General features: G+C 65.6%; 28 protein-coding genes and 1 pseudogene. 16 read left to right on the forward strand and 13 right to left on the reverse strand.

Features of this window, described 5'->3' with window-relative positions:
* The first annotated feature begins 237 nt into the window (after window positions 1-237).
* Both TZ53_RS21665 and TZ53_RS21670 read left to right on the forward strand, forming a co-directional pair.
* Entirely contained in the window at window positions 238-726 is a 489-nt protein-coding gene (locus TZ53_RS21665) for a hypothetical protein (protein ID WP_044662679.1), read from the forward strand.
* A complete protein-coding gene (locus TZ53_RS21670) occupies window positions 723-2,804 on the forward strand; it encodes a glycoside hydrolase family 65 protein (RefSeq protein ID WP_044662680.1) in 2,082 nt (693 codons plus the stop codon). The genes TZ53_RS21665 and TZ53_RS21670 overlap by 4 nt, the downstream gene beginning before the upstream one ends.
* Here TZ53_RS21670 and TZ53_RS21675 read toward each other — a convergent pair.
* Window positions 2,786-3,772, reverse strand: coding sequence for a DMT family transporter (locus TZ53_RS21675; protein ID WP_052628238.1), 987 nt, complete (start codon window positions 3,770-3,772; stop codon window positions 2,786-2,788). The genes TZ53_RS21670 and TZ53_RS21675 overlap by 19 nt on opposite strands.
* Window positions 3,772-4,686: an SDR family oxidoreductase gene (locus tag TZ53_RS21680; RefSeq protein ID WP_052628239.1), complete on the reverse strand. Its 915-nt coding sequence runs from the start codon at window positions 4,684-4,686 to the stop codon at window positions 3,772-3,774. The genes TZ53_RS21675 and TZ53_RS21680 overlap by 1 nt, the downstream gene beginning before the upstream one ends.
* A 211-nt stretch (window positions 4,687-4,897) precedes the next feature.
* Between TZ53_RS21680 and TZ53_RS21685 the strand changes: the two genes are divergently transcribed.
* Both TZ53_RS21685 and TZ53_RS21690 read left to right on the forward strand, forming a co-directional pair.
* Window positions 4,898-5,293 carry a DUF6766 family protein gene (locus TZ53_RS21685; RefSeq protein ID WP_044662681.1) on the forward strand — a complete coding sequence of 132 codons (396 nt, stop codon included), beginning with the start codon at window positions 4,898-4,900 and terminating at the stop codon, window positions 5,291-5,293.
* A 127-nt stretch (window positions 5,294-5,420) separates the two neighbouring features.
* Complete coding sequence (locus tag TZ53_RS21690) at window positions 5,421-6,458, forward strand: PAS domain S-box protein (protein WP_044662682.1); 1,038 nt, start codon at window positions 5,421-5,423, stop codon at window positions 6,456-6,458.
* A gap of 6 nt (window positions 6,459-6,464) precedes the next feature.
* On the opposite strand, the gene TZ53_RS21695 is transcribed toward TZ53_RS21690, so the two are convergent.
* Window positions 6,465-6,875 (reverse strand): low affinity iron permease family protein, encoded by a 411-nt coding sequence (locus TZ53_RS21695; protein WP_025550123.1) that lies wholly within the window; start codon window positions 6,873-6,875, stop codon window positions 6,465-6,467.
* Between the two features lie 208 nt (window positions 6,876-7,083).
* Here TZ53_RS21695 and TZ53_RS21700 point away from each other — a divergent pair, with 208 nt between their 5' ends.
* Both TZ53_RS21700 and TZ53_RS21705 read left to right on the forward strand, forming a co-directional pair.
* Complete coding sequence (locus tag TZ53_RS21700; RefSeq protein ID WP_044662683.1) at window positions 7,084-7,992, forward strand: dimethylarginine dimethylaminohydrolase family protein; 909 nt, start codon at window positions 7,084-7,086, stop codon at window positions 7,990-7,992.
* Between the two features lie 136 nt (window positions 7,993-8,128).
* Entirely contained in the window at window positions 8,129-8,308 is a 180-nt protein-coding gene (locus tag TZ53_RS21705; RefSeq protein ID WP_044662684.1) for a hypothetical protein, read from the forward strand.
* Between the two features lie 155 nt (window positions 8,309-8,463).
* Here the strand turns inward: TZ53_RS21705 and TZ53_RS21710 are convergent, their stop codons facing one another.
* Together TZ53_RS21710 and TZ53_RS21715 are read right to left on the reverse strand one after the other, a co-directional pair.
* A complete protein-coding gene (locus TZ53_RS21710) occupies window positions 8,464-9,105 on the reverse strand; it encodes a DUF4142 domain-containing protein (RefSeq protein ID WP_044662685.1) in 642 nt (213 codons plus the stop codon).
* Window positions 9,102-9,326, reverse strand: coding sequence for a hypothetical protein (locus TZ53_RS21715; protein ID WP_025550128.1), 225 nt, complete (start codon window positions 9,324-9,326; stop codon window positions 9,102-9,104). Before TZ53_RS21715 ends, TZ53_RS21710 begins: the two co-directional genes overlap by 4 nt.
* A gap of 228 nt (window positions 9,327-9,554) precedes the next feature.
* Here TZ53_RS21715 and TZ53_RS21720 point away from each other — a divergent pair, with 228 nt between their 5' ends.
* On the forward strand, window positions 9,555-9,743 hold the full coding sequence (locus TZ53_RS21720) for a hypothetical protein (protein ID WP_025550129.1): 189 nt from the start codon (window positions 9,555-9,557) through the stop codon (window positions 9,741-9,743).
* A 16-nt stretch (window positions 9,744-9,759) separates the two neighbouring features.
* Complete coding sequence (locus tag TZ53_RS21725; RefSeq protein ID WP_044662686.1) at window positions 9,760-9,981, forward strand: hypothetical protein; 222 nt, start codon at window positions 9,760-9,762, stop codon at window positions 9,979-9,981.
* Between the two features lie 161 nt (window positions 9,982-10,142).
* On the opposite strand, the gene TZ53_RS21730 is transcribed toward TZ53_RS21725, so the two are convergent.
* Together TZ53_RS21730 and TZ53_RS21735 are read right to left on the reverse strand one after the other, a co-directional pair.
* Window positions 10,143-11,387, reverse strand: a complete 1,245-nt coding sequence (locus TZ53_RS21730; protein ID WP_083198893.1) for an NADH-quinone oxidoreductase subunit D — start codon at window positions 11,385-11,387, stop codon at window positions 10,143-10,145.
* Window positions 11,388-11,584: 197 nt separating this feature from the next.
* Complete coding sequence (locus tag TZ53_RS21735; protein WP_130029755.1) at window positions 11,585-11,764, reverse strand: hypothetical protein; 180 nt, start codon at window positions 11,762-11,764, stop codon at window positions 11,585-11,587.
* 24 nt (window positions 11,765-11,788) lie between these two features.
* Between TZ53_RS21735 and TZ53_RS21740 the strand changes: the two genes are divergently transcribed.
* The gene (locus TZ53_RS21740) at window positions 11,789-11,971 is read left to right on the forward strand and encodes a hypothetical protein (RefSeq protein ID WP_044662688.1); all 183 of its coding nucleotides are present in this window, start codon (window positions 11,789-11,791) and stop codon (window positions 11,969-11,971) included.
* A 6-nt stretch (window positions 11,972-11,977) separates the two neighbouring features.
* Here TZ53_RS21740 and TZ53_RS21745 read toward each other — a convergent pair whose 3' ends face one another.
* The 4 genes from TZ53_RS21745 to TZ53_RS21760 are packed head-to-tail and all read right to left on the reverse strand — an operon-like array spanning window position 11,978 to window position 14,530.
* Window positions 11,978-12,745 (reverse strand): ZIP family metal transporter, encoded by a 768-nt coding sequence (locus tag TZ53_RS21745; protein ID WP_044662689.1) that lies wholly within the window; start codon window positions 12,743-12,745, stop codon window positions 11,978-11,980.
* On the reverse strand, window positions 12,742-13,254 hold the full coding sequence (locus TZ53_RS21750) for a ferritin-like domain-containing protein (RefSeq protein ID WP_044662690.1): 513 nt from the start codon (window positions 13,252-13,254) through the stop codon (window positions 12,742-12,744). Before TZ53_RS21750 ends, TZ53_RS21745 begins: the two co-directional genes overlap by 4 nt.
* A 1-nt stretch (window position 13,255) precedes the next feature.
* Window positions 13,256-14,227, reverse strand: a complete 972-nt coding sequence (locus tag TZ53_RS21755; RefSeq protein ID WP_044662691.1) for a manganese catalase family protein — start codon at window positions 14,225-14,227, stop codon at window positions 13,256-13,258.
* 12 nt (window positions 14,228-14,239) lie between these two features.
* Window positions 14,240-14,530, reverse strand: a complete 291-nt coding sequence (locus TZ53_RS21760; protein ID WP_044662692.1) for a hypothetical protein — start codon at window positions 14,528-14,530, stop codon at window positions 14,240-14,242.
* Between the two features lie 157 nt (window positions 14,531-14,687).
* Here TZ53_RS21760 and TZ53_RS27250 point away from each other — a divergent pair, with 157 nt between their 5' ends.
* From TZ53_RS27250 to TZ53_RS21770, 3 genes are all read left to right on the forward strand, one after another.
* Window positions 14,688-14,891: a hypothetical protein gene (locus tag TZ53_RS27250; RefSeq protein WP_130029756.1), complete on the forward strand. Its 204-nt coding sequence runs from the start codon at window positions 14,688-14,690 to the stop codon at window positions 14,889-14,891.
* Window positions 14,892-14,918: 27 nt separating this feature from the next.
* The gene (locus TZ53_RS21765; RefSeq protein WP_044662693.1) at window positions 14,919-15,425 is read left to right on the forward strand and encodes a hypothetical protein; all 507 of its coding nucleotides are present in this window, start codon (window positions 14,919-14,921) and stop codon (window positions 15,423-15,425) included.
* A 114-nt stretch (window positions 15,426-15,539) separates the two neighbouring features.
* Window positions 15,540-16,208, forward strand: a complete 669-nt coding sequence (locus TZ53_RS21770) for a CheR family methyltransferase (RefSeq protein WP_052628240.1) — start codon at window positions 15,540-15,542, stop codon at window positions 16,206-16,208.
* Window positions 16,209-16,211: 3 nt separating this feature from the next.
* Here TZ53_RS21770 and TZ53_RS21775 read toward each other — a convergent pair whose 3' ends face one another.
* Window positions 16,212-17,435, reverse strand: coding sequence for an IS256 family transposase (locus tag TZ53_RS21775; RefSeq protein WP_044660505.1), 1,224 nt, complete (start codon window positions 17,433-17,435; stop codon window positions 16,212-16,214).
* Between TZ53_RS21775 and TZ53_RS21780 the strand changes: the two genes are divergently transcribed.
* Entirely contained in the window at window positions 17,398-19,110 is a 1,713-nt protein-coding gene (locus TZ53_RS21780) for a PAS domain S-box protein (protein ID WP_084694387.1), read from the forward strand. The two genes, TZ53_RS21775 and TZ53_RS21780, sit on opposite strands and share 38 nt — an antisense overlap.
* A gap of 11 nt (window positions 19,111-19,121) precedes the next feature.
* Window positions 19,122-19,601, forward strand: a pseudogene (locus TZ53_RS27980) (chemotaxis protein CheB); the annotation flags it as partial.
* Window positions 19,602-19,692: 91 nt separating this feature from the next.
* On the opposite strand, the gene TZ53_RS27385 reads toward TZ53_RS27980, so the two are convergent.
* Entirely contained in the window at window positions 19,693-20,700 is a 1,008-nt protein-coding gene (locus tag TZ53_RS27385) for a chemotaxis protein CheB (RefSeq protein WP_044663202.1), read from the reverse strand.
* A 119-nt stretch (window positions 20,701-20,819) separates the two neighbouring features.
* Between TZ53_RS27385 and TZ53_RS21790 the strand changes: the two genes are divergently transcribed.
* Both TZ53_RS21790 and TZ53_RS21795 read left to right on the forward strand, forming a co-directional pair.
* Window positions 20,820-22,595: a sensor histidine kinase gene (locus tag TZ53_RS21790; protein WP_052628243.1), complete on the forward strand. Its 1,776-nt coding sequence runs from the start codon at window positions 20,820-20,822 to the stop codon at window positions 22,593-22,595.
* Window positions 22,592-22,960: a response regulator gene (locus TZ53_RS21795; RefSeq protein WP_044662694.1), complete on the forward strand. Its 369-nt coding sequence runs from the start codon at window positions 22,592-22,594 to the stop codon at window positions 22,958-22,960. Before TZ53_RS21790 ends, TZ53_RS21795 begins: the two co-directional genes overlap by 4 nt.
* The last annotated feature ends 9 nt before the right edge of the window (window positions 22,961-22,969 follow it).

Raw genomic sequence — 22,969 nt, forward strand, 5'->3', positions numbered from 1 at the left:
ACGAGAACGAATCATATGGCGACTGTGTTCCACTTGGATGATGCGGATGCCGACTGTCGCATCCTCCGCCAAGGTCAACGCCTGATCTTCGATGCCGATATATTTCTCTTCCGGATGGGAACAGGATTGCACCGGAATATAAGGCGGCCGCTCTAACCTGCATTATATGGCTTGCCCCGGCATCGGGGAACCTGCCCGCGCGAGCCGCCGTTCTTCCGCCGAGGAGGCTGTCTGCACATGACACCGAAGAACTGGAGCCTTGGCCTCGGTCTTTTCTCCATCGGTCTGGGACTGGCGGAAGTCGCACGGCCACGCGCCATTGCGAGGCGGCTGGGGCAGGACCATGCCGCCGCCCGTGCGACGATAAGGCTGTTCGGAGCGCGCGAGCTGCTCGCCGGCGCAGGCATCCTCGCGGCGCCGGCGCATTCCACGCGGGTCTGGAACCGCGTGGCGGGCGATGCCCTCGATCTTGCGGCGCTCGCCCTGGCCAGCCGGCGCCGCCCGCTCTGGGGGCCGATGGCCTTCGTCATGGGCGCCACGGTGGCGGACATCATCGTGGCGCGCGCACTGGACCGAAAGACCGGGAAGATGTTGCCGCTGTCTCCCGGCAAGCCGCGCACACCCCCCGATCCGCCTGCCGACAACCAAGGGTCCCCCACCACCATAGAGCCGGACGACATGGCGTTTCACCATGCGCCGCCGGTGCCCGCGCGACAGGTGCGATGACCGGGGCGGGGATGATGACCTCCGCCCCCCTCAATCCGCCGCCCTGTCGTGGCGCCCGCGGCAGCGACCTGCCGGCCTATGTCGGCAACGGCACGATCGGCCTTCGGGTGCGGGAAATCCCCCTGCTGGCGGGTTCCGCGATCCTGAACGGCGTCGTCGGTCCCGATCCGGACAAGGGGATCGAAGCGGCGGTGCCCATCCCCTACCCGCTCGCCGCCGACATCGCGATTGGGGAGGCATGGCTGTCGGACCAGCCCTGGGCCGCCGAAGACCTTCTGCAGAGCTATGACTTCGGCACAGGGGAACTGTTCAGCCAGTTTCTCTTCCGCATCGGGGACGTGGCGCTGACCGTGGAGGTCACGACCTTCGCCAGCCGTAGCGACTGCTCGCTCGTCCTGCAGGAAAGCCGCATCACCGCCGGGCAGGCCTGCTCGATCCGGCTGCGCACGCTGGTCGATTCCCGCCCGGCGCAGGGGCGCATGACCGAAAGGCGCACCGGCGGCCCCTCCGCCGGCGGGGGCGAAGGGTCGCTGCTCTGGGTGCCCGAGGGCGATCTCAGCCATTGCGGCATTGCCTTCCACAGCCGCTGCTCGCTGACGGATGACAGCATGATCGCGCCGAAATTCGGCTCCGGCCCTCTGGTCGCCGAATATCGCGTCGACCTGAGGGCCGGCCAGCCGGTGGAGCTGCATCAGATCGCCGCCCTCATCCCCTCCATCGTGCATCACCGGCCAAGGGAGGAGGCGGTCAGACGCGCCAGCCTGGGCGCGCGGCGCGGGCTGGCGCGTCTGCGCGCCCTCAATCGGGAAAGCTGGGCGGAAATCTGGAAGGGCCGCATCGTTGCGCAAGGCGCGGAACCCCGGCATCAGCAACTGATCGACGCCGGCTTCTACTATCTCAACGCCTCGGCCCACCGCTCTTCACCCGCCGCGACATCCATGTTCGGCCTCGCCCATTGGCCGGGCTATCATTATTATTACGGCCATGTGATGTGGGACATCGACGCCTTTTGCGTGCCTCCCCTTCTGCTCCTGCAACCTGGCGCCGCCCGCAGCCTGATCGACTTCCGGGCGCGCCATGTCGAGGCTGCCCGGCGCCATGCCCGGCTGGATGGGAAGCCGGGCATGCGCTTCCCGTGGCAGGCCGCGCCCCTGAGCGGGGAGGAGGCAGCTCCGGACGACGGCCCGGCGGCAGCCTTGGCCGCCCATCTGTCCCTCCACGTCGCCCGCGCCTTTTCCCTGGACGCCGATTGCACGGGCGATCTGCGCTACCTGCGGGACCGGGGTTGGCCGATCATCGCCGGCGTTGCCGACTGGCTGACCGGGAGGCTGGAACGCACCCAGCGCGGCGCAGAGCTGCCCTGCGCCACTGGCCCCGCCGAAGTGCCGGATCCGCCGGACAATGACAGCTTCACCCTGATGACGGCCGCCGACCTGCTGAAGCGCGCGATCCGGATCGGCGCCGGCATCGGCGCCGACATCCCGGCGGCCTGGCAGGACATGCTGGACGCGCTCTATCTGCCGCGCCGGAGCGACGGGGTCATTCCCGCGCATGAAGACTTCCGGATCGACGAGGACAAGGGCGCCACGCCCAGTCCGCTGGCGGGCCTGTTCCCGATGGACTATCCCGCAGGCGAAAGGGAGCGGCAGGCGACGCTGGACTTCTTCCTGTCCCGCTGGCGCGATTATGTGGGATCGCCCATGCTGGCCGCCTTCTATCCCGCCTGGGCGGCCATGGCGGGCGACCGGAAGCTGGCGCTCGACCTGTTCGAGGAGGGCTATGCCGCCTATGATGCGGGACGGTTCCACCAATGCCTGGAATATCGCGTCGACCATCCGGACTCGGCCGTGCCCGCCGGCCCCTTCCTCGCCAATATCGGCGGCATGCTGATGACGATGCTGTTGGGACTGCCCGGCCTCCGCATCAGCGGCGACAGTCCGGAGGCATGGCCCCACCGCCCCGTGACGCTGCCATCGGGCTGGTCCTCCATCGCCGTCGATCGCCTCTGGGTGCGGGGAAGGCCGATGCGGCTGATCGCGGAACAGGGCAAGGATCGCGCTCAGATCCTGCCGGCATAGCCCGGCCGCCGCAGCAGGCGCCCGCCGCGCAGCCGCAACCGGCCGAGAAATCCTTCCCGCTGCAGCGTATAGGCTCCGCCCGCCGCCACCAGGGCAATGCCCAGCAGCGAAACCCCGTCCGGCAGGGCGCCGAAGGCCAGATAGCCGACCAGCGTGGCGAACAGCACCTGCGCATAGGAGAAGGGCGCCAGGAACGACGCCTCGCACCGCCGGTAGGCCAGGATCAGCAGCAATTGCGCGGCGGCATAGAGCAGGCCCATCAGCGCCGCGGCCGCCACCTCCCACCGGTCCATGGCCGTGAACCACAAGGGGCTGCCCGAAGTCAGGACCAGCAGTCCCAGACCCGACGACCAGAACAATGTGATCGACAGCGGATCACGGTCCCCGATCCGGCGTGTCACGATGATGCCCAGCGCGCCGCATAGCGCGGAACCCAATGGCAGGAGGGCGGAGGGCGCGAAGGCGCCCGCCCCCGGCCGGACGACGATCAGCACGCCGGCCAGACCCAGCAACATGGCGGTCCAGCGCCTTCGCCGCACGACCTCGCCCAGCAGGGGGACGGACAGCATCGTCACGAAGGCGGGCGTTGCGAAGGATATGGCCGTCGCCTCCGCGACCGGCAACCGCCCCAGGCCCAGCAGGAAGAGGCTGGCGGAAAGCAACAGGCACAAGGCGCGCAGCGATTGCAACCCCGGTTGGCGGCTGCGCCACGGCACGCTGCCCGCCCGCACGGCCAGCATGGCGGCAAGCATGAAGAAAAGCAGATAGCGCAGCCAGGCGACCTGAAATCCGGGAAGCGTCTTGCCCAGCCCCTTGGCAAAGACGTCCGAAATGGAAAACAGGAACACCGCGCACAGGATCATCCCGATCGGCCGCCAGGGCGAAGCGGGCCTTTCCGCCGCCGCCTCCACCTGCGGCGGCACGCCGTCAGGGCCGGGCCATCCTACGATGGGCTCGCCGCTGCGCATCAGGTCCAGTTGGCGCTGTCGGCCGCGTCGATGCTCAATGTTCCGCCGCTGACGAAGCGCGCCTCGTCGCTGAGCAGGAAAAGCGCGCCGGCCGCAATGTCCTCCGGCTTGACCCAGGCATAGCCCATCGGCGTCGCATCCCTGCGCGCCTCCAGATAATCGTCGCGCGTCGGATTCTCCTTGTCGGGGACCACCTGACGGAAGCGTTGCTCGCTGGACATCATCGGCGTGTCGACAGGCCCCGGCAGGATCGCGTTCACGGTGATGCCGGCCTTCGCCACCTCCAGCGCGGCGACCTTGGCAAGGCCGATCAGCCCCCATTTGGACGCCACATAGGGGGCGGCGTTGGGCTCGGCATGGCGCGCATCGCCCGAAGCGACGACGATCACGCGCCCGCGCCCGGCGTGGCGCATGCTGCGCAGCGCGGGCGAGAGGATGTTGAACACCCCCAACAGATTGTTGCGGACCACCGTCTCGAATATCTCGGGGGAAAGGTCGACGATCTCGCCCTCGATCGTCAGGGCGGCATTGGCGATCAGGAAATCCAGCCCACCGAAGTGCCGCTCGGCCAGCGCCACCAGTTCGCGCGCCAAGGCCGGATCGCCTGCATCGCCGACCTTCCAGACCACCTCCGCACCCAGCGCTTCGCAGATGCGCTGGGTCTCCGTCAGGTCGGCGCGGGACGTCCGGGGATAGGGCGTGCCTTCGGGCAAGCCCTCGCAAATGTCGCAGATCACCAGCCTGCACCCTTCCCGCGCCAGCGCCACGGCGAAGGCCCGCCCGATGCCGCGCCCCGCCCCGGTGATCAGGGCGGATCGCCCGGTGAAGCGGGGCGTGGACGTGACCGGCGGCGCGGCGGGCGGATCGGCGGGGTGGGGCATGACGGCGCTCTCCGGCTCGGGAAGACGACCCATATCGCTTTGGCGTGGCGGGCTGTTCCGGAAAGCCGCCCCGAAACGCGCATGACGATGACCTGGGTTAGCATCTCTCCCGCCCCCCCCCCCGATTCCTTCCGGCCCGACCGCATGAGACAAAAGGCGCAAGGGCCAACTTATGTTAGTGATCCCAATCCCTTGCCGGGCGTTTCATCTTCCACGTGGAAGATGATGCAGGGAAGCGGCCTTCATGAAACGATATGCCTATGGATGGATCACGGCGATATTCTTCCTGGTTTCCATCGTCGGTCACTGGGCGTTCGGATGGCTCGCCTATGTGGACGACGCGCGACAACATGGGCAGGCCGCCGAATTCACGCAATATGCCGTGGAAATGGGCCGCGACACTTTCGAGAACTGGCAATCGGAATTTCTGCAACTGATCTGGCAGGTCGTCGGCCTTGCCTATTTCCTCTATGTCGGCTCCCCCGCGTCGAAGGAGAATGACGACCGCATGGAGGCCAAGATCGACGCGCTGCTGAAACTGCAAGGCGGGGAGAAGGCGGATGCGCTGATCGCGGAACTGGACGATCGCTACCTCCGAACCCATGGCCACGCAAAGCCGCACGGCCATTTCACAGGCTGAAGGCCAGCCGCATCACAGGCCCTCCAGGCGGAGAGCTTAACCTGCTTTAGTGCATGGAGGCCTCGCGCCACTATAAGCGGCCAGTCAACGCCATCGCCCCCGAATGGGGGCACGCAAGGAAGCAGGATTGTCGGATATACCAGCTACAGCCAGGGCGGCAGGCGGTTCGGACGGAAAATCAGAGATCGATGCCGGCGCCTGGCTGGCCGCCATCGTTGAAAATTCCGACGACGCCATTCTGAGCAAGACGCTGGACGGCATCATCACGACATGGAACGGGGGCGCCAGCCGCCTGTTCGGCTATTCCGCCGAGGAAGCAATCGGCAGGCCGGTGACGATCGTCATTCCCGAAGACCGCCTGCATGAGGAGGATCATATCCTCGCGCGCCTGAGGGCGGGAGAGCGGATCGATCATTTCGAGACGGTTCGCCGGCGCAAGGACGGGACGCTCATCGCAATATCGCTGACGGTTTCCCCCGTCCGCAATGCGGCTGGGCAGATATTGGGGGCATCCAAGATCGCGCGCGACATCACCGCGCAGAAGCGCGCAGCCGCGCAACAGACCCTGCTGCTCAAGGAGATGCGCCACCGCGTCAAGAACCTCTTCGCGCTGGCCACCGGGCTGGTGGCGCTGAGTGCGCGCGGAGCGAAGGATGTCGGGGAACTGACGCGCGATCTGACGGCGCGGCTGATGGCGCTCGCCGCCGCGCACCAGCTTACCTTGCCCGATGTGGACAATGAGGGGACGGCGGGAACCGCCACGACCCTGTTCTCGCTGCTGGAGGCCATCGTCGCGCCCCATGAACTGGCGGATGAGCGCAAGCGCATATTCGTGAAGGGCACGGACCTGGCCATCAGAGGCGGCGCGTTGACGTCGGTCGCGCTGCTGCTGCACGAACTGGCGACCAATGCCGCCAAATATGGCGCGCTCTCGACGCCGGACGGCCGGCTGGACGTCACCGTCAGCATCCAGGATGACGATGCGCTCATCCAGTGGGTGGAATGCGGCGGCCCCACCCTGGACCGGGCGCCGGATCGCGAAGGCTTCGGAACGGCGCTGGAGCAGGCGTCGCTCAGGGGAACGGGCGGCACCCTCGTCCGGTTGTGGAAGGATGCCGGCCTGACGATAGAGATCCGGTTCAGGCTGAGCCGTCTCAGCCAATAGCGGCGCTCAATACCGCTTGAGCAAGCGTTCGACCGTGGGGGCGGCCGACCCTTCGCGGCCCGATTTGTCCTTGATGTCGCGTTCCAACGCGTCGCGGATGGCCGCGATCTGCGCATCCGTCAGATGTTCGATGCCGACAAATTCCACGCGCGCCCTGTCCAGGGCCCGGATGATCTCGTCCAGTTTCGCCTGCATGGCCGCGCCGTCGCGGTTCTGGCTGTTCTGGATCAGGAAGACGGCGAGGAAGGTCAGCACCGTCGTGGCGGTGTTCACGATCAACTGCCAGGTATCGGAGAAATGGAGAAAGGGCCCCGACACAGCCCAGAGGAGGATCAGCAAGGTGGATATGATGAAGGCCTGGGGTTGTCCCATGAGGCGTGCACTGCTGGTGGCGATGTTGGTGAAAATTCGATCCATTATTTTGCGCCTGCGACAATATGGCCCCCATCGGAAAGGATAGGTGCGAACCGAACCGCGGACATTAACTTATGATAGTGCCGGCGGGCCGTCGGTTTTCGGGGCAGGAGCGGCGCAATGCTTCGACCGTCGCGGGAAGATTGCCGGGATACAGTCGCAAGGCGGATGCGTTGAACGCGAAGGAAGCAAGGCGGCACGGAGCGCAGGCATGAAACTGGACTGGCACGGCGAAGACGGCGGAGCGGGCGCCACCATCATCCGCGATTTTTTCGTGGAAGGGGAAAGCGACAGGCTGACCGACGTGCTGCTTTGCGCGCCTTCCCATCTGGAGCCGGTTCCCTGCTGTTCGGTCACGCGCGAAAGCCTGCGCAAGGGACTGGCGGTTTCGGTCGACAAGGCCGAACGGCAACATCGCGCCCTGCGCGGGGCATTGGCCGATCATCAGGTGCGGTGCCATCTTCTGCCGACGCATGCCGATCTGCCGGACCTCTGCTTCACCCGCGATACGGGCGTGGCGACGCCCTGGGGCCTTGTCGCGTTGAATCCCGCCATGCCGCACCGCGCGCGGGAAGCGGACCATGTGGCGCAGGCCTTGTCCCGCCTCGGCGCCCGTCCCGTCCGTCGCATCTGCGAAGGCAGGATAGAGGGCGGCGACATCTGCCTGGCGCGGCGCGGGCTGCTGATCCTGGGCATATCCGGCGAGCGGACGGACGAGGCGGGCGCCCATGCCTTTGCGGAGCCCTTTGCCGCCAATGGCTGGGACATTCTCCGCTACGCTTTCGATCCGCATTTCCTCCATCTCGACACGCAATTCTGCATGCTCGACGCCCATCATGCACTGGCCTGCGTCGACGTTCTCGACGACGCCTTCCTCGCAGCCGTCGAGGCGCGCGGCATCACGCTGCTGCCCGTTTCCTACAAGGAGGCGCGTGGCCTGGGCTGCAATATCCTCTCCATCGACGGCCGGACGATCCTGATGGGCGCTGGGCATGACGACGTCGCCGCCCGGATCAGCGCGGCGGGATTTCAAGGCGTCGCGCTGGACGTGTCGCAATTCGCCGCCTGTGGAGGCGGCATCCATTGCATGACCATGCCCCTCCGGCGGACGGCCGGCTAGGCGGGCGCGAAAAGACCCCAGACGGTCCTTTCCCGAAGTCGTTCATCTGGGTTAGCGCCAGCGCATGAAAGGGGCCGGCGTCCGGAACGCCGCAAGCGCCGCTCCGTTGATCCTTCGATCATATCAGGAGGCAGGAATGGCGCAAAAAGGTGCAGGCGGAAATCCGGGCGCGGTCACGAAGAAGGGCGGCGATGGCGCTCATGGAAGCACCGGCACGGGCCGCGGCGGCGGCAATAACGCGCGCGGCAGCGGCAGCGCCAGTTCCGGCAAGAAGAAGGAAGACGGGAAAGCGGCCAGCGGAAAGGGCGACCGCTAGAGCCAATCGACATTCAGGTCTGGCGGCCTGCCAATGATGCTTTTGCGTTTCCGGCGCCGGGGGTACAGCGGCGCCGGTCGGCATCCAGTTCGCGCCGGTAGAAACAGGCGATGGCCCTCGGCATTCCGGCCGTGCCATCCTGGCATTTCCGCAGGTCATTGCCCGGCCGGAACCGGCCTGGCGGTCGGACCGAAGCTGGCGTCCAGCGCCTCCGCCTCCCTGCGATGCGCCGCGATCACCGGGACCATCTCCCCGGCCATCTTCTTCAGCACGGGATAATCGCCCCGCCGGGCATAGCTGCTCTGCAGGTTGAAGGCCTCCAGATGCGCCGCCGCCTGTTGGCCGACATAGACGCTGTCGAATTCCCGGTCGCCCGAACCGTTGAGGGCGCCCAGCATCGCCCGGCGGCGCGCATCGATATTCTGCGGGATGGCGATGTTGACCGGATTGTCCGCAACGAAGCGCCTGAGCCGCTCGCCGCTCTTCTGGTGGTCGGAGACCATCTTCCGCGCAAAGGCCTTCACCTCGGGCGCGCGGGCACGCACCATGGCGATCTTGCCCGCCTCTATCTCATACATGTCGCCGATCGCGGCCTGCGGAATGTAGAAGGTGGTGGTCACCGCCTCGTCAGGGCGGGAGACGCCCTCGGGCTTCGGCCCTTCATAATGCTTGGCCACCGTGGCGCTGCCATTGGCCGGTCCCCGTTCGGACGCGCCATCGGTCTGGTTGCAGGCGGAAAGGGCCAGCACGGCGAGGCAGGCGGGCAGTCCCGGCCGGAACGAACGGCCGCCGGTCATGGCTGCGTTCCGTTGCCGGCCGCGCCCGGAGCGCCGATGCCCGGCATGGCGTTCGCGCCACCCATGTCGCCAGCGGCATTGATCGCCTCCTGCTGGTTCGTTCCGCCGGGCACCCTGCCATTCTCATTCTGCGCGGCGGGGCTGCAGGCGCAAAGCAGGGCGGAGGACGCCATCAGGATCAGGGCGGTCGATATGGGACGGGGCATGCTGGGACAAAGCATGAGGTTCTCCTTCTGCGGGGCTGCTGCGGCGACAACGCCCGGCAGGCCGAAGGGCAGCGTCCGTGCGATAACCCTATGTTAGCGCGGGCGCGCTTTTCCCCTTTTGCGGCGCGGCCGTCCGCCAGCCCGGGAACCCCCTGCCGATGGGCCGCGTATAAAGGCTTTCCCCCATCCCGTGCGCCGCCATCCTGACGATGGAGCGCGACACATCGCGATTGGAGACGGCCCATGTCGGTGACAGGTTTGACGGCGATCATCGTCCTCGTGGCGGCCGCGCTTCTGGGCGTCGTGCTCTACGGTCTGCACAGGGGCCGGTTGAGCCGGGGCGGCGCGCTCGCGGCGGCGATCCTCATATTGGCGGCCGCCTCCGTCATCTTGGTCTATCCGTCGGTTCTGACGACGACGCACATGAGCTGAAGAGGAGAGAGACACCATGACGATCGAGGATGAAGCCCTGACCGACGGAGACATCGCCACCGCCGGCGTCCAATGGGTGGCCGCGCTGGTCGGCAGGTTGGTGGAGAAGGGCCTGATCACCACCCAGGACGCGCAGAGCATCGCGTCGGAAGCGCGCGAACAGTGCAGGGCGGAGGGCGTGGCCAAGGCCGCCCGCGTCATCGCCGCCCTGTCGGAAGAGGGCGAACCGCGCGGCTGAACCGGCCGGTTCCCGCCTAGAGCCAATCGACATTCAGATGATGACGAGCCGAAAATGGTGGTTTTCGGTGACCCGGAGCGCAGCCTACTCAAGGTAGGTGAGCACCGGAAGCACGGAAAAGCGTCATTTGCAGGCCGTCAGGGCTGAATGTCGATTTGGCGCTAGCGGTCGATCTCTCCGAACACGATGTCCAGCGATCCCAATATCGCCGTCACATCGGCCAGCATATGGCCGCGCGTCAGGAAATCCATCGCCTGAAGATGGCTGAATCCGGTCGGCCTGATCTTGCAGCGATAGGGGGCGTCCGTGCCGTCGGCGACCAGATAGACGCCGAATTCCCCCTTGGGGCTTTCGGTCGCGACATAGACTTCCCCCGCCGGAACGTGGAAACCCTCGCTGTAGAGTTTGAAATGATGGATGAGCGCTTCCATCGACCGCTTCATCTCGGCCCGTCGCGGCGGCACCACCTTGTTGTTGTCGCTCGACACGCGTCCGCCGGGCATGGCGTTCAGGCACTGGCGCATGATGCGGGCGGATTGCCGCACCTCCTCCACGCGCACCAGCAGCCGGTCGTAGCAATCGCCCCGGCTGCCCACCGGTATGTCGAAATCCATCCGGTCATAGACGTCATAGGGCTGGCTCCGGCGCAAGTCCCACGGTACGCCGCAGGCGCGCAGCATCGGCCCTGAAAAGCCCCAGCGCAGCGCATCCTCCTTTGAAACCGCGCTGATGTCGACATTGCGCGCCTTGAAGATCGGGTTGTCGATGGCAAGGCCGACGGCATCCTCGAACATGGTGGAATAATGGTCCAGCCATGCCCCTATGTCGTCGAGCAGCTTTTCCGGCACGTCCACGCGCACCCCGCCCGGCCGGAACCAGGCCGCATGCATCCGCGCGCCCGATGCCCGCTCGTAAAAGCCCATGAGCTGTTCCCGAAGCTCAAGCAGCCAGAGATTGGGAGTCATCGCCCCGACGTCCATGATATGTGCGCCCACGGAGAGCAAATGATTCTTGATCCGCGTCATTTCCGCGAACAATACCCGCAGATATTGGCCGCGCATGGGAACTTCCAGATTGAGCAGCTTCTCTATCGCCAGAACGAAGCTATGCTCCTGACAAAGGGGAGATACATAGTCGAGGCGATCGAAATAGGGGAGCGCCTGCAAATAGGTCTTATATTCTATCAGCTTTTCCGTGCCGCGATGCAGCAGGCCGAGATGCGGGTCGACCCGCTCCACCACTTCCCCATCCAGTTCCAGCACCAGTCGAAGCACGCCATGGGCCGACGGATGCTGCGGTCCGAAATTGATCGTGTAGTTGTGGATGGCGGTGTCGCCGGGCGTCGGCTCCTCTCCTGCTATGGGATGAGCGAAATTCCGGGTGGCGCTGGTCGGTTCGCGGGCCATCATGTCCTTCCATCCGCCCCGTTCAATGGCAGGAGCGGCGCATCGGTAAGAGGGGGCGGCCTGCGGATGATCACGGGCGAGCCGGACGATGAGGAGAAGAGTAGAGCGGAACCGCCCCGACCGCATCGGAATGGACGCTGATCCATCTTAGCGCGGAATCGCCTTTGCCGGAACGCGGAAACACATCCTTTCCTATGTTAGCGCAACCCATGAATGGGGAAGAAATCGCCTCCGGATTCATCTGTGTTGATGACATCTTCTTTCATCCGCGCTTCTTCATCGGAAGATTTGCGACAAAACAGCATGGCAAGGCGCAGCATGATCAACAAGGATGAACGACGGCGCAGGCTGGTCGCGAAACACCCGATTCCCGGCATGATCAAGTCGGGCAGGCAGGCGGCATGATCATCATAGCCATCGTCGCGGCGGTCGCGCTGGCGGGATTGACCGGCATCCTCGTCGCGCTGCGTCGTCGCCGGGTCGGCGCGTTCATGGCCATGCTGATGCTCATCGTCCTGCTGGCCATTTGCGGCATGGCGCTTCTCTATCCCGCAGCGCTCACGCTGCGGTCGCCGGGCCGCTGAACGCCCTCAACCGAGTGCGACGTCGAGGCAGGTCATCACCGCAAGGCCGATCAGCAGGCTTCCCTGGGCGGCATGCCCGTCCTCGCCAAGTTCAGGGGCGATCTGGCTCATCACGACGCTGATCATCGCCCCCGCCGCAAGGCACAGGGCGATCGGCAACAGCATGGCGAAGCGATGCACCAGCGTCGCGCCCAGCGCACCGAATACCGGTTCCACCAGTCCCGATGCCAGCGCCCCGGCAAAGGCCAGGAGCGGCGGATAGCGCAACGCCAACGCGCTGCCCACGGCGAAACCTTCGGGTATGTTCTGGATTCCGATGCCCAGGGCCGTGGCATAGCCCTCTCCCCCCGCATCCCGCGCGAAGCTGACGCCGACCGCCAGCCCCTCCGGCGCGTTATGCAGCGTGATCGCCGCGACCAGCAGCCAGATGCGATGGCCCGTCCGGTCCAGCCCCTCCTCACTGGTGAAACGCTCGACGGAAAAGCGCCCGAGGGCAAGCAGCAGCGCCCCGCCGACCAGAACCGCCACGGCAATCATGGCCGCCGCCGGCCAGGAGCCGATGCCCTGCCGGTCCAATATGCCGATGGCGGGCACGATCAGAGAGAAGAAGGAAGCGGCGAGCATCACGCCCGCCGCAAATCCCAGCATCACGCCCTGACAGCGCGCCGCCGACCGGCCGATGCCCAACATGGGCAATCCGCCCAAGCCGGTCGCCGCGCCTGCCAGCAGGCTTGCAATCGTGCCGGCCAGAACCGGCGACAGGTCGATGCTCAATGGCTGGCCTGCTCTCCTTGGCTGCGCAGCGCGAGGAACCTGTCGATCACCCTGGGCAGCATCTCGTCCAGGAACGTGGCCATCGCCAGTTCTTCGCGCAGGCTTTCCTCCAGCACGGGAATGGCCGCCTCGAACCCGCCCGCCCTGGCCATGGCGATCAGGGCCTTGTAGGCCGCCGCCTCATAATTCTCGAACGCATAGTTGGCGAGGCTGTTCTTGATGACCTCGTCCGGCGCCAGCGCGTGGGACAGCGCAGCAACGCTGCCCCGGAACTTCAGCGCCGCGTCCTTGATGGCCGACGGACTGTCGCCCAGCGCGTCCAATATGCCCTCCAGCCCTTCTATCTGGCGTTCGGTTTCGCCCCTGTGGCTGCGAAGCCGCGCCTCGACCTCGGTATATTGGGCGAGATGCTCGATCTGCCGGTCCATGATGCCCAGCGCCTGATGCTCGACGGCATGGGCGTCGCGCAGGCCGACGATGAACATGTGCCGGACGGTGTCCTGGTCCATCTCACTCCCCGTCGGACTGGAGGGGGCTCTTGGCGGCGGCCTGCGACCGGGCGTCGGCCATGTCGCTCGCCCCGCCCAGATCCTCGTCGCTCAACTTGCCCGCACCCGGCCCGCCGCCCAGGTCCGCGCCGGTCACCGGATTGGCGTTGGGATCGGACTGCAGCCGGCCGGTCATGGCCGCGAAATCCTGCATCTCCTGCTCGCGGAGCGTGACCGAGGCCTGGCCGTCGCCGCCATCGACCGGCAGCTTGCCCTCGACATCGTCCAGCCGTTCCCATTGCTCGCCCGTATTCCAGGGGCCGACCGCATCGCCCTCCCCCTGGGAGGCGTTGACATAGAGGTTGGCATAGGGAGCAAGGCCGGGCAGCTTGCCGGCGGGGAAATTGTCCTTGATCGAATAGAGCGCCTTCTCGAAGCTCTTCTGGTGCGAAACCTCCCGCGTCATCAGGAAACCCAGCGCATCCTTGACGCCCGGATCGTCGGTGATGTTGATCAGCCGTTCGTAGATGATCTTGGCCCTGCTTTCCGCCGCGATGTTGGACCGCAGGTCGCAGGTCGGGTCGCCGCGGCTGTCGACATAGGCGGCCGTCCACGGAACGCCCGAACTGTTGGTGAGCGAAGGCCCGCCGCCATAGAGGATCGACTGGGTATGGCTGTTGCCGCCCGCATTCAGCGACATGTAGAGTTCCGCCTCCTCCATCGACGCTTCGGTCAAGGCCGACTTCGCGCCCTTGTTCAGCATGGCGACGATCGATCCGATCACTTCCAGGTGACTGAGTTCCTCGGTCGCAATGTCCAGCAGCATGTCCTTCCGGCCGGGATCGTCCTCGGCAAGACCCTGGGTGAAATAGCGCATTGCCGCCGCCAGTTCTCCGTCCGGTCCGCCAAATTGTTCCAGAAGAAGCGAAGCGAGCGCCGGATTGGTTTCCGAAACCCTGACCGTATATTGAAGCCGCTTATTATGCATGAACATGGAATGGTCTCCTCAGACTCCGCTGCCGGATGAAAATATGTCGGGATGATGGGTGCGGGCGCTGGCCCCGCCGGGTTTGAATTCGCCGTGCAGGATATGGCGGACGCAGGCCAGCACACCCCCGGCGATCAGAACCATGGCCCCGGCGCCCAGCACCGCCGCCATGACCGCCTCCCGCCGAAGCGGCGCGCCGGTCAGCCAGACATGGAGCAGGATGCACAGGGCCGCGATCCCCGCCGCCTCTATGGCCGCACCGACGAGCAATCTTGCCGTTGCCCTGGCGCTTCTATTTACCCTGCTCATGATTGCTCCCACATCGAACAAGGACAGTTAAGCCTCACCGGGAGCAAGCGTTCCGCGATCCGCGATGGAACGCTAATGCAGTTTACAGCGAACCGATCTACGATATTTCCGCCGTAAAACTTCGACTGCGATCCGGAACCATTCCGGATCGACAATCATGGCGGCCCGTATCATGAAAGTAGCGGAAGCAGAAGCCTGGAAACTTCCGCCCCCACCCGGCAGGATTTCCGATGAAGGACCGGCAACCGGGTTCCGGCTGCGCTTCCGGTGGCGAACGCCGCGCCATGGAAAAGACCGTCCGAAGCTGATCCAGTTTATCGTCCTGCGCGGATCGCCCCTCCACCCGATGCGTTGCTTTTGAAAGCGGATATTTTCAGGAAGACGCGCGATGAACGACCGCAATGCATTTCTGCAAGGGCAAGGATCGCCCATCAGGGACGACGCGGCGCCGCCCGAACAGGGCTGGCGCGGCGAACGCGCCGCCGACGAACCGGCTGGAAAAGGTCCAAGGCGGCGCCGGATCGGGGGCGTGAAGGCGGAGGTGGAGGACATATCCGGCACCGCCTTCGTCGAGGCGGGCGGCGCGGACATGGCGTCCACCCACGACGACGGCGACGGCGACGGCGAAGACAGGCGCATGCAGCCGCGGCAGGAAGGCGGCAGGCGCTCCCATCCGGACGGGGTCAGCGATCTCGACATGTCCGCGACGAGTCCCGGCGGGGAAAGCGCCGGCGCCCCCTATCCGCACGGGCGCAGGAAGTCGAAGAACGACTTCGGCAGCCGCATGGGCCATGGCGGGCAGACGGAGATCGGCTATCACGGCACCGGCCATCTGGGCGGCCGCAAGGTGGGGGAGGACGACAATCGCAACGGCGTCGCTGAAACGGACGATTGACCCTGTTGCGGCCCGGCAACCCGTTGATATTTCGGCTTCGCAGGCAAGCGGCATGGACGGCGGCGCCATTCGGGCATAGCAAGGGCAATCCTGTTGCGGAGCCGAAAGAGTTCAATGGTCGAAAGAGCTGCCCCCGATCCCGAGTTCGAAGCCCTGCTGCGTCACATTCAGGAGAGTCGGGGACTGGACTTCCGCGGCTACAAGCGCACCAGCCTGCGGCGGCGCATCTCCCTGCGGATGGAGGCGGTCGGCGCGGAGGATTTCGCCGCCTACCGTACCTGCCTGGAGGCGCAGCCCAGCGAATATGAGGAACTGCTGAACACCGTCCTGATCAACGTCACCTCCTTCTTCCGCGACGAGGATGCGTGGAACGTGATCCGCGACGAGGTGATCCCGGAAATCTTCAAAAATGCGGAGGACGACCGCGCGATCCGGGTCTGGAGCGTGGGCTGCGCCAGCGGCGAGGAACCCTATTCCATCGCCATGCTGCTGGCCGAGGCGATGGGCATGGGCGACTTCTGCCGGCGCGTGAAGATATATGCGACAGATCTGGACGAGGAAGCGCTGAAGGTGGCGCGGGTCGCCACCTATTCGCCCCGGGAGGTCGAGAGCGTGCCCGGCCATCTGCTCGAAAAATATTTCGAGCGGACCAGCAATCATTATGTGTTCGAGCGGGAATTGCGCAAATGCGTGATCTTCGGCCGCCACAATGTCGTGCATGACGCGCCCATCTCGCGCATCGACCGGGACTGTCAGGAATTTCGTGTGCGGCGAGGCGGTTGACCATCAGGCCGTCATGGCCCTGATGAAGCGTTCGCCGAAGAGAACGGCAAATTGAGCCTTCGCCATGTTCCACTCGCGCGGCGGCATTTTCCACTCTTTTTCCGATCGGTTCAAGATCAGATAGAGCAGCTTGGTGGCGGCCTCATCGTTGGGGAAATGACCTCGCGCACGAACGGCGCGGCGGAGCTTTGAATTGAGGGCCTCTATCGAGTTTGTCGTGTAGACGATCCGCCTGACTTCTTCAGGAAACGCGAAAAATGGGATGACTTCGGGCCACGCCCTGCGCCAGCTCTGGCCGATAGCCGGATAGCGTTGCCCCCAGAAGCCCGCTTCGAAGGCCGTCAGCGCTTCCTCGGCGGCTACGGCATCGACGGCGCGGTAGATGGCCTTCAGAGCTGCCCCAAGCGCCTTACGGTCTTTCCATGCCACGAAATCCATCGAGTTCCGCAGCAGATGGACGATGCATGTTTGAACCATCGCTTCGGGGAAGACGGCGGTGATGGCGTCGGGAAAACCCTTCAGGCCATCGACGACGGCCAGCATGATATCCTCGACACCGCGGTTGCGCAGTTCGTTCATGACGCGCAGCCAGAACTTGGCGCCTTCATTCTGCTCCAGCCATAACCCCAGGACCACCTTGGTGCCGTCGGCCATGACGCCCAGGGCAATATGGATCGCCTTGTTGCGGACCATGCCTTCGTCGCGGATCTTGACCCGGATCGCATCGAAGAAAACCAGCGGATAGGCTGGGTCCAGCGGGCGTTGCTGCCAGGCTGTGACCTCCTCCAACACCGCGTCCGTGATCGTGCTGATCAGGTCGGGCGAGGCCTCGATGCCATACAGTTCGCGCAGATGCCCGGTGATCTCCCGGGTGCTCATGCCGCGCGCGTACATCGAAATGATTTTGTCGTCGAAGCCGGGGAAGCGTCGCTGGTATTTGGCAATCAACTGCGGATCGAAGCTGCCAGCCCGATCGCGTGGCACCTCGATCTCGATCCGTCCTCCGTCGGTCGTCACTGTCTTGCGGCCATAGCCGTTCCGGCTGTTGTTCCCTTGCTCCTCCTGGCCAAGATGGTGATCCATCTCCGCATTGAGCGCACGTTCGGCAAAAGCCTTCTTCAGGGAATCAAGCAGGCCGCCCTGGCTGAGCGCTGCCGCCGCGTCAGTGCCGGCAAGCAGCTGATCGAGAATGTCGTTCGGTATCGAGGGTTCTTTGCGTCGTGACATATTGGGTCTCCTTGTTACCCATTATGCCTCGCCACACACGAAATTCCTGACAGTCCCCATCGACCTGCTCACCTGCCGCAACCTGCTGATCTATCTGGAGGCCGAAACCCAGTCGATCGTGCTGCCGCGCCTGCATTATGCGCTGAACCCCGATGGTTTCCTGTTCCTGGGCAAGGCGGAAACGCAGCTTGCGCGATCCTCGCTGTTCCGGCCCGTCGACATGAAGCACCGCATTTTCGCCAAGGTGCCCCAGGAATGGCGCCGCCCTCTGAACGGCAGCTTCACCGCCAACCGCCCGACCCGGCTCGACATGCCCCTGCCCGACGTCCACCTGCTGGAGGCCGTGATCGACGAGGTCGGCACCGCCCTGCTGGTGATCGACGACAGCGGCGCGGTGGCGCTCGCCAATCTTCCGGCCCGCAACCTGCTGGGCGTGGGCGAGGCCGATCTTGGCCGGCCGTTCCAGGACCTGCCCATTTCCTACCGTCCCATAGAATTGCGCGGCCCGATTGACGAGGCGTTCCGCGGCCGCAGGGGCCTGCGGCTGGAGGACCAGGAATATCGGCTCAACCAGACGGAGGTGATGCGGCTCACCATCGACGTCCGCCCGCTCCAGCGCGCGGACGGCAGCGTGCATGCCATCCTGCTCGCTTTCCACGACCATACCGGCATTCACGGCTTGCGGCGGGAACTGGAGGCGGCGCAGGAAAATCTCGAACAGTCGATCGAGGAACTCCAGTCCGCCAATGAAGAACTGGAAACCACCAATGAGGAGCTTCAGTCCACCAATGAGGAGCTGGAGACCACCAATGAGGAACTCCAGTCCACCAATGAGGAACTGGAAACGCTGAACGAGGAAGCCCGCTCCTCCAATGAGGAGATGGAATCGGTCAACGAGGAACTGCGCATACAGGCCGAACAGGCGGCCGGGTACCGCCTCCATCTCGAATCGGTGCTGCGCTCGATGAATGCGGGCATCGTCGTGCTCGACCCGCGCCATTTCATCCAGAGCTGGAACCGCTGGAGCGAAAACAGCTGGGGCCTGCGCGCGGAGGAGGTGCTCGGCACCAGTTTCGACAGGCTGGACATCGGCCTGCCCGTCCAACAGTTGCGCGACAACATGATCGCGGTCCAGTCGGGGTCGGAGGAGCAGACCGAGCGCCAGCTCGAGGGGCTGGACCGACGCGGACGCCGCATCATCTGCCGGATACGCATTACCGGCCTGCTGGACGAAACCGGCGCGAATCACGGGCTGGTGCTCGTCTTCCAGGACATTACCGACGAACGCAACAGCGAGGATTACACCCGTTATCTTGGCCGCGTGCTGGGCGGCGCGGCCAATCAGATCTACTTTCTGGACCCCGATAATCTTCGCTTCCTGCTGGTGAACGACAGCGCGCAGAAGAAGCTGGGCTTCAACGCCCACCAGCTTTCGCGCATGGCCCTGCCCGACCTGCTGCCGGACATATCCGCCGACGACCTGCACGCCATCCTCGCCCCGCTGCTGGGCGGCGAACTGCCGGAGCTGCCGCTCCAGACGGCGATGCGGTTCGGGGAAGGCGGCAGTCTGCCCGTCGACCTGCGCCTGCAATATTTTTCCGAAGAAACGCCGCCCATCCTCGTCGCCATGGTATATGACAGGAGCGAGCGCGAACTGTCCGCCGCGCTCGAATAGAAAGGCGGCACATGGCCGGCCATGACATCATCGTCGTCGGCGCCTCCACTGGCGGCGTCGATGCGCTCGTCCGGCTGGTGGCGCAGCTTCCCGCCGGGATGGACGCGGCCATGCTCATCGTACTGCATGTCGGCACCGGCGTCAGCCGGCTCGCGGACATATTGAACCGCGCTGGCAAGCTGCCCGCCGGCCAGCCCGCCGATGGCGAGGAGATACTGGCCGGACATATCTATGTCGCCCCGCCCGACCTGCACATGACGGTGGAGGGCGGCCGCGTCAGGCTGGCCCATGGCGACAAGGAGAATTTCAGCAGGCCCGCCATCGACCCGCTGTTCCGATCCTCCGCCGCCGCCTATGGCCCGCGCGTCGTCGGCATCGTGCTGACCGGGAAGCTGCAGGACGGTTCGGCGGGCCTGCTGGCGATCAAGCAGGGCGGCGGCATCGCGATCGTGCAGGACCCGGCGGAGGCGGTCGCTCCTTCCATGCCGCAACGGGCCATCGCCTGCGCGCCGGTGGACCATGTCTGCCCCCTTGCAGAGATGAGCGCGCTGCTGCTCCATTACGGCCGGCCGCCGGGCAGCCTCAACCCTCCGCTTCGTTCGACGCCTTGCGCAGGCTCGTCATCGCCTCTTCCAGCACCTCGATCATATGCCCGCTTTCCCGCGAAGCTTCCGTCCAGCGCTGGACCGCATGCGCCAGGCCGCGTTTCTCCGCGCTGTGCTGCATCTGTTCGAACAGCCGGATGCGGTCCCGATGCGTCCGCACCGCAATCGCCAGCGCCCGCTCCAGCTCGTCATTCTGCGCCGCCGCCAGTCCCAGCGGCGTGAAGGCATGGCCGACCTGGCAGCGGAAGCGGACTTCATCCTCAGTCTCGATATGGTTCAGCACGCCCCCGCAATCGGGGCAGGACAGGTGGCTGGGCTCACCCGGCGTGACGATCTGCGGTTCAGCCACGGCAAACTCCTGTGCGGCAATCCGGTCCTCGATCAGATATTCCTCGGGCAGGGGTATGGTCGGCCCCGCTTCCTCCCGCACCAGCCGCGCGAGCAGGTCGGGTATATGATCCAGGGCGAGCGCATGGTCGACATGATCGCGCTTCAGCGCGTTGCGCGGCATGGACGGCCATTCCGCGTCGGCGGGGTCCTGCACGACCGAAAGCCCGCCGGCCGCCTTGACCGCGATCAGCCCATCGGTCCCGTCGTCCAGCAGGCCGGTCAGCACGATGCCGGTCACGCGCCCGCCATAATGGATCGCCGCCGATCGGAACAGGGCGTTCACCGCCGGCCGCGTGCGGTTCTCATAGGGACCGCGCCGCATCAATATCCTGCCGGGACGCAGCAGCAGATGCATGTCGGGCGCGCACACATAGATGTGCCCCGGCTCGATCGCCTGTCCGTCCACCGGGGACAGCGCAGGCAAGGGCCCGGCCCTGTCGAGCAATTGCGGCAGCACGCTGCGCGCCGAAGGCGAAAGATGCTGGGCGACGAACAGCGAGGCGCGAAGATCGGCGGGCAGCGCGACGCAGAGCCGGCGCAGGGCATCCACTCCCCCGGCCGATGCCCCGATCACGATAATGTCCCTGCTGGGCATGCTGTGCTTCTCCATGGGGGCAACGAAGCGCGCCGACAAAAAGGTTCAGACGGAACCAACTTATTTTAGAGCCAATTCCCCCGCGGGCGCGTTATCAGGGTGACGCAACAGGGAAAATCATGGGCAAGAAGGCTGAAGCTCCGGGGCAGATCAGCGCCAGGCTGCTCGACGAGGTCGAACAGTTGCGCACGTCCCTCGAATCCGCGCTGGAGGAGAATGCGCGCCTGATGGAGGATCGCGACCGGCTGAGCCGCCGCGTGACCCAATTGTCGCAGGACCTTCAGGCCGCCCGCTCGGCGCCGCCGCCGGCGCCCCCTGCCCTGCCGTCCGTCGAACAGGGGCAGGCCGAAGAGGAGCTGCGCGTCGCCTTCGAGGAATTGCAGGTCCTGACGGAGGAACTGGAAGTCGCCAACAGCAGCCTGCAACAGGCCAATCACGAACTGGACGGCCGCGTCGAGGAACGCACCCGCCAGATCCAGGAGATCAACGACACGTTGCGCGCGACCGAAAACTCCCTGCGCACGATCGCGGACCTTGTGCCCGACCTCCTCTGGCGCAGCGACGCCACCGGCCATGCCAACTGGTTCAACCAGCGCTGGTGCGACTATACCGGCTGGGATAAGGAGGAACTGAAGGAAGAAGGCTGGACCAATGCGCTGCATCCGCTGGACCGCGCCTCCTCCCTCGCGGCCTGGGCGCAGGCGATGGCGGCGGGCACCGTCTATCAGGAACAGCACCGCATTCGCGACGCGCAGGGCGATTATCGCTGGTTCCTGATCCGCGCCGAACCGATGCGCGACGCGAACGGCACGATCCTCGCCTGGTTCGCCGCCGCCACCGACATGCATGAGCAACGCACCGCCATGGAGGCGCTGCAACGCAGCGAATTGCGGTTCCGCACGCTGATCGAGGGCATGCCCCAACTCGTCTGGCGCGCCGTGGACAGCGGCCAGTGGACCTGGTCCAGCCCGCAATGGAGCGCCTTCACCGGCCAGAGCGAGAAGGCCAGCCGGTCGCTCGGCTGGCTGGAGATGCTCCATCCCGACGACCGGGATCATGCCATGGCGGCATGGACCCGGGCGCAACAGACCGGCAGCCTGGAGATCGAAGGACGGATATTCAACGCGCAGGACCGGCGCTACCGCCATTTCCGTACCCGCGGCGTACCCGTGCGCTCCAGCGAGAGCAGCTTGCTCGAATGGCTGGGAACGTCGACCGATGTCGACGACATCGTCCAGTTGCAGGCGCATCAGGAAGTGCTGGTGGGGGAACTTCAGCACCGCACGCGCAACCTGATGGCGGTGGTCCAGTCGGTCACGGCGCGCACGCTGAAGGGCAGCCATTCGCTCGATCATTTCGCCCAGTGCATCGGGGACCGATTCGATGCGCTGGCCCGCGTCCAGGGACTGCTATCCCGTCGCAAGGGCGGGCTGCGGGTCACGTTCGACGCGCTGCTGCGCGAGGAACTGTCCGCCCATGTCCCGCTGGATGCAGACGGCAGGGGAGAGCATGTGACGCTTACCGGGCCGGCCGGCATATCGCTGAAATCGGCGACGGTTCAGACGCTCGCGCTCGCCCTGCACGAACTGGCGACCAACGCGGTGAAATATGGCGCGCTGTCGCAACCCGCCGGCCGGCTGGAGGTCCGCTGGGACATCCGCAGGCCCGCGCCGGGCGAATGCCGGCTGTTCGTCGACTGGCGCGAGCGCGGCGTGTCCGAACTGCCCGCCCCCGGTGCGGAACCGAAGGGCGGCGGCTATGGCCGGGAACTGATCGAACGCGCCTTGCCCTATCAGCTCAATGCGCAAACCAGCTACGCCGTGGAGACTGACGGCGTTCATTGCACGATCGACGTGCGCGTCCCCTCTGAGGATAGTGAAGGCGGTGGAAGATGACCGAAGCTGCGCTGCAGGATTGCCGCATATTGATCGCAGAGGATGAATATCTCATCGCCGCCGATATTGCCGAGGCCCTGGAACAGGACAATGCCGTGATCCTGGGGCCGGTGCCGCGCGTCGCGGACGCGCTGTCCCTGATCGGGTCCGGAACGCGGATCGACCTGGCCGTGCTCGACGTCAATCTGTGCGGCGACATGGCGTTTCCCGTCGCCGACGCGCTGGTGGAGCAGCGCATCCCCTTCGCCTTCGCCACGGGCTATGACGGATGGACCATCCCCGCCCGCTTCGCGGACGTGCCGCGCCTGGTGAAGCCGTTCAGGCCCGACCGCTTGCGCAGCGCGCTGAAGTCGCTTCTGCCCTAGGGCAGATCC

It is taken from the genome of Sphingobium sp. YBL2, assembly GCF_000943805.1.
In the GTDB taxonomy this organism is placed as follows: domain Bacteria; phylum Pseudomonadota; class Alphaproteobacteria; order Sphingomonadales; family Sphingomonadaceae; genus Sphingobium; species Sphingobium fuliginis.

Excerpts from the sequence above, each read along its gene's own strand:
- TZ53_RS21665 (WP_044662679.1), top strand. The coding sequence starts at position 238 with ATGACACCGAAGAACTGGAGCCTTGGCCTCGGTCTTTTCTCCATCGGT.
- TZ53_RS21670 (WP_044662680.1), top strand. The coding sequence starts at position 723 with ATGACCGGGGCGGGGATGATGACCTCCGCCCCCCTCAATCCGCCGCCC.
- TZ53_RS21675 (WP_052628238.1), bottom strand. The coding sequence starts at position 3,772 with ATGCGCAGCGGCGAGCCCATCGTAGGATGGCCCGGCCCTGACGGCGTG.
- TZ53_RS21680 (WP_052628239.1), bottom strand. The coding sequence starts at position 4,686 with ATGGGTCGTCTTCCCGAGCCGGAGAGCGCCGTCATGCCCCACCCCGCC.
- TZ53_RS21685 (WP_044662681.1), top strand. The coding sequence starts at position 4,898 with ATGAAACGATATGCCTATGGATGGATCACGGCGATATTCTTCCTGGTT.
- TZ53_RS21695 (WP_025550123.1), bottom strand. The coding sequence starts at position 6,875 with ATGGATCGAATTTTCACCAACATCGCCACCAGCAGTGCACGCCTCATG.
- TZ53_RS21700 (WP_044662683.1), top strand. The coding sequence starts at position 7,084 with ATGAAACTGGACTGGCACGGCGAAGACGGCGGAGCGGGCGCCACCATC.
- TZ53_RS21705 (WP_044662684.1), top strand. The coding sequence starts at position 8,129 with ATGGCGCAAAAAGGTGCAGGCGGAAATCCGGGCGCGGTCACGAAGAAG.
- TZ53_RS21710 (WP_044662685.1), bottom strand. The coding sequence starts at position 9,105 with ATGACCGGCGGCCGTTCGTTCCGGCCGGGACTGCCCGCCTGCCTCGCC.
- TZ53_RS21715 (WP_025550128.1), bottom strand. The coding sequence starts at position 9,326 with ATGCTTTGTCCCAGCATGCCCCGTCCCATATCGACCGCCCTGATCCTG.
- TZ53_RS21720 (WP_025550129.1), top strand. The coding sequence starts at position 9,555 with ATGTCGGTGACAGGTTTGACGGCGATCATCGTCCTCGTGGCGGCCGCG.
- TZ53_RS21725 (WP_044662686.1), top strand. The coding sequence starts at position 9,760 with ATGACGATCGAGGATGAAGCCCTGACCGACGGAGACATCGCCACCGCC.
- TZ53_RS21730 (WP_083198893.1), bottom strand. The coding sequence starts at position 11,387 with ATGGCCCGCGAACCGACCAGCGCCACCCGGAATTTCGCTCATCCCATA.
- TZ53_RS21735 (WP_130029755.1), bottom strand. The coding sequence starts at position 11,764 with ATGCCGGGAATCGGGTGTTTCGCGACCAGCCTGCGCCGTCGTTCATCC.
- TZ53_RS21740 (WP_044662688.1), top strand. The coding sequence starts at position 11,789 with ATGATCATCATAGCCATCGTCGCGGCGGTCGCGCTGGCGGGATTGACC.
- TZ53_RS21750 (WP_044662690.1), bottom strand. The coding sequence starts at position 13,254 with ATGGACCAGGACACCGTCCGGCACATGTTCATCGTCGGCCTGCGCGAC.
- TZ53_RS21755 (WP_044662691.1), bottom strand. The coding sequence starts at position 14,227 with ATGTTCATGCATAATAAGCGGCTTCAATATACGGTCAGGGTTTCGGAA.
- TZ53_RS21760 (WP_044662692.1), bottom strand. The coding sequence starts at position 14,530 with ATGAGCAGGGTAAATAGAAGCGCCAGGGCAACGGCAAGATTGCTCGTC.
- TZ53_RS27250 (WP_130029756.1), top strand. The coding sequence starts at position 14,688 with ATGGCGGCCCGTATCATGAAAGTAGCGGAAGCAGAAGCCTGGAAACTT.
- TZ53_RS21765 (WP_044662693.1), top strand. The coding sequence starts at position 14,919 with ATGAACGACCGCAATGCATTTCTGCAAGGGCAAGGATCGCCCATCAGG.
- TZ53_RS21770 (WP_052628240.1), top strand. The coding sequence starts at position 15,540 with ATGGTCGAAAGAGCTGCCCCCGATCCCGAGTTCGAAGCCCTGCTGCGT.
- TZ53_RS21780 (WP_084694387.1), top strand. The coding sequence starts at position 17,398 with ATGTCGTTCGGTATCGAGGGTTCTTTGCGTCGTGACATATTGGGTCTC.
- TZ53_RS21775 (WP_044660505.1), bottom strand. The coding sequence starts at position 17,435 with ATGTCACGACGCAAAGAACCCTCGATACCGAACGACATTCTCGATCAG.
- TZ53_RS27385 (WP_044663202.1), bottom strand. The coding sequence starts at position 20,700 with ATGCCCAGCAGGGACATTATCGTGATCGGGGCATCGGCCGGGGGAGTG.
- TZ53_RS21790 (WP_052628243.1), top strand. The coding sequence starts at position 20,820 with ATGGGCAAGAAGGCTGAAGCTCCGGGGCAGATCAGCGCCAGGCTGCTC.
- TZ53_RS21795 (WP_044662694.1), top strand. The coding sequence starts at position 22,592 with ATGACCGAAGCTGCGCTGCAGGATTGCCGCATATTGATCGCAGAGGAT.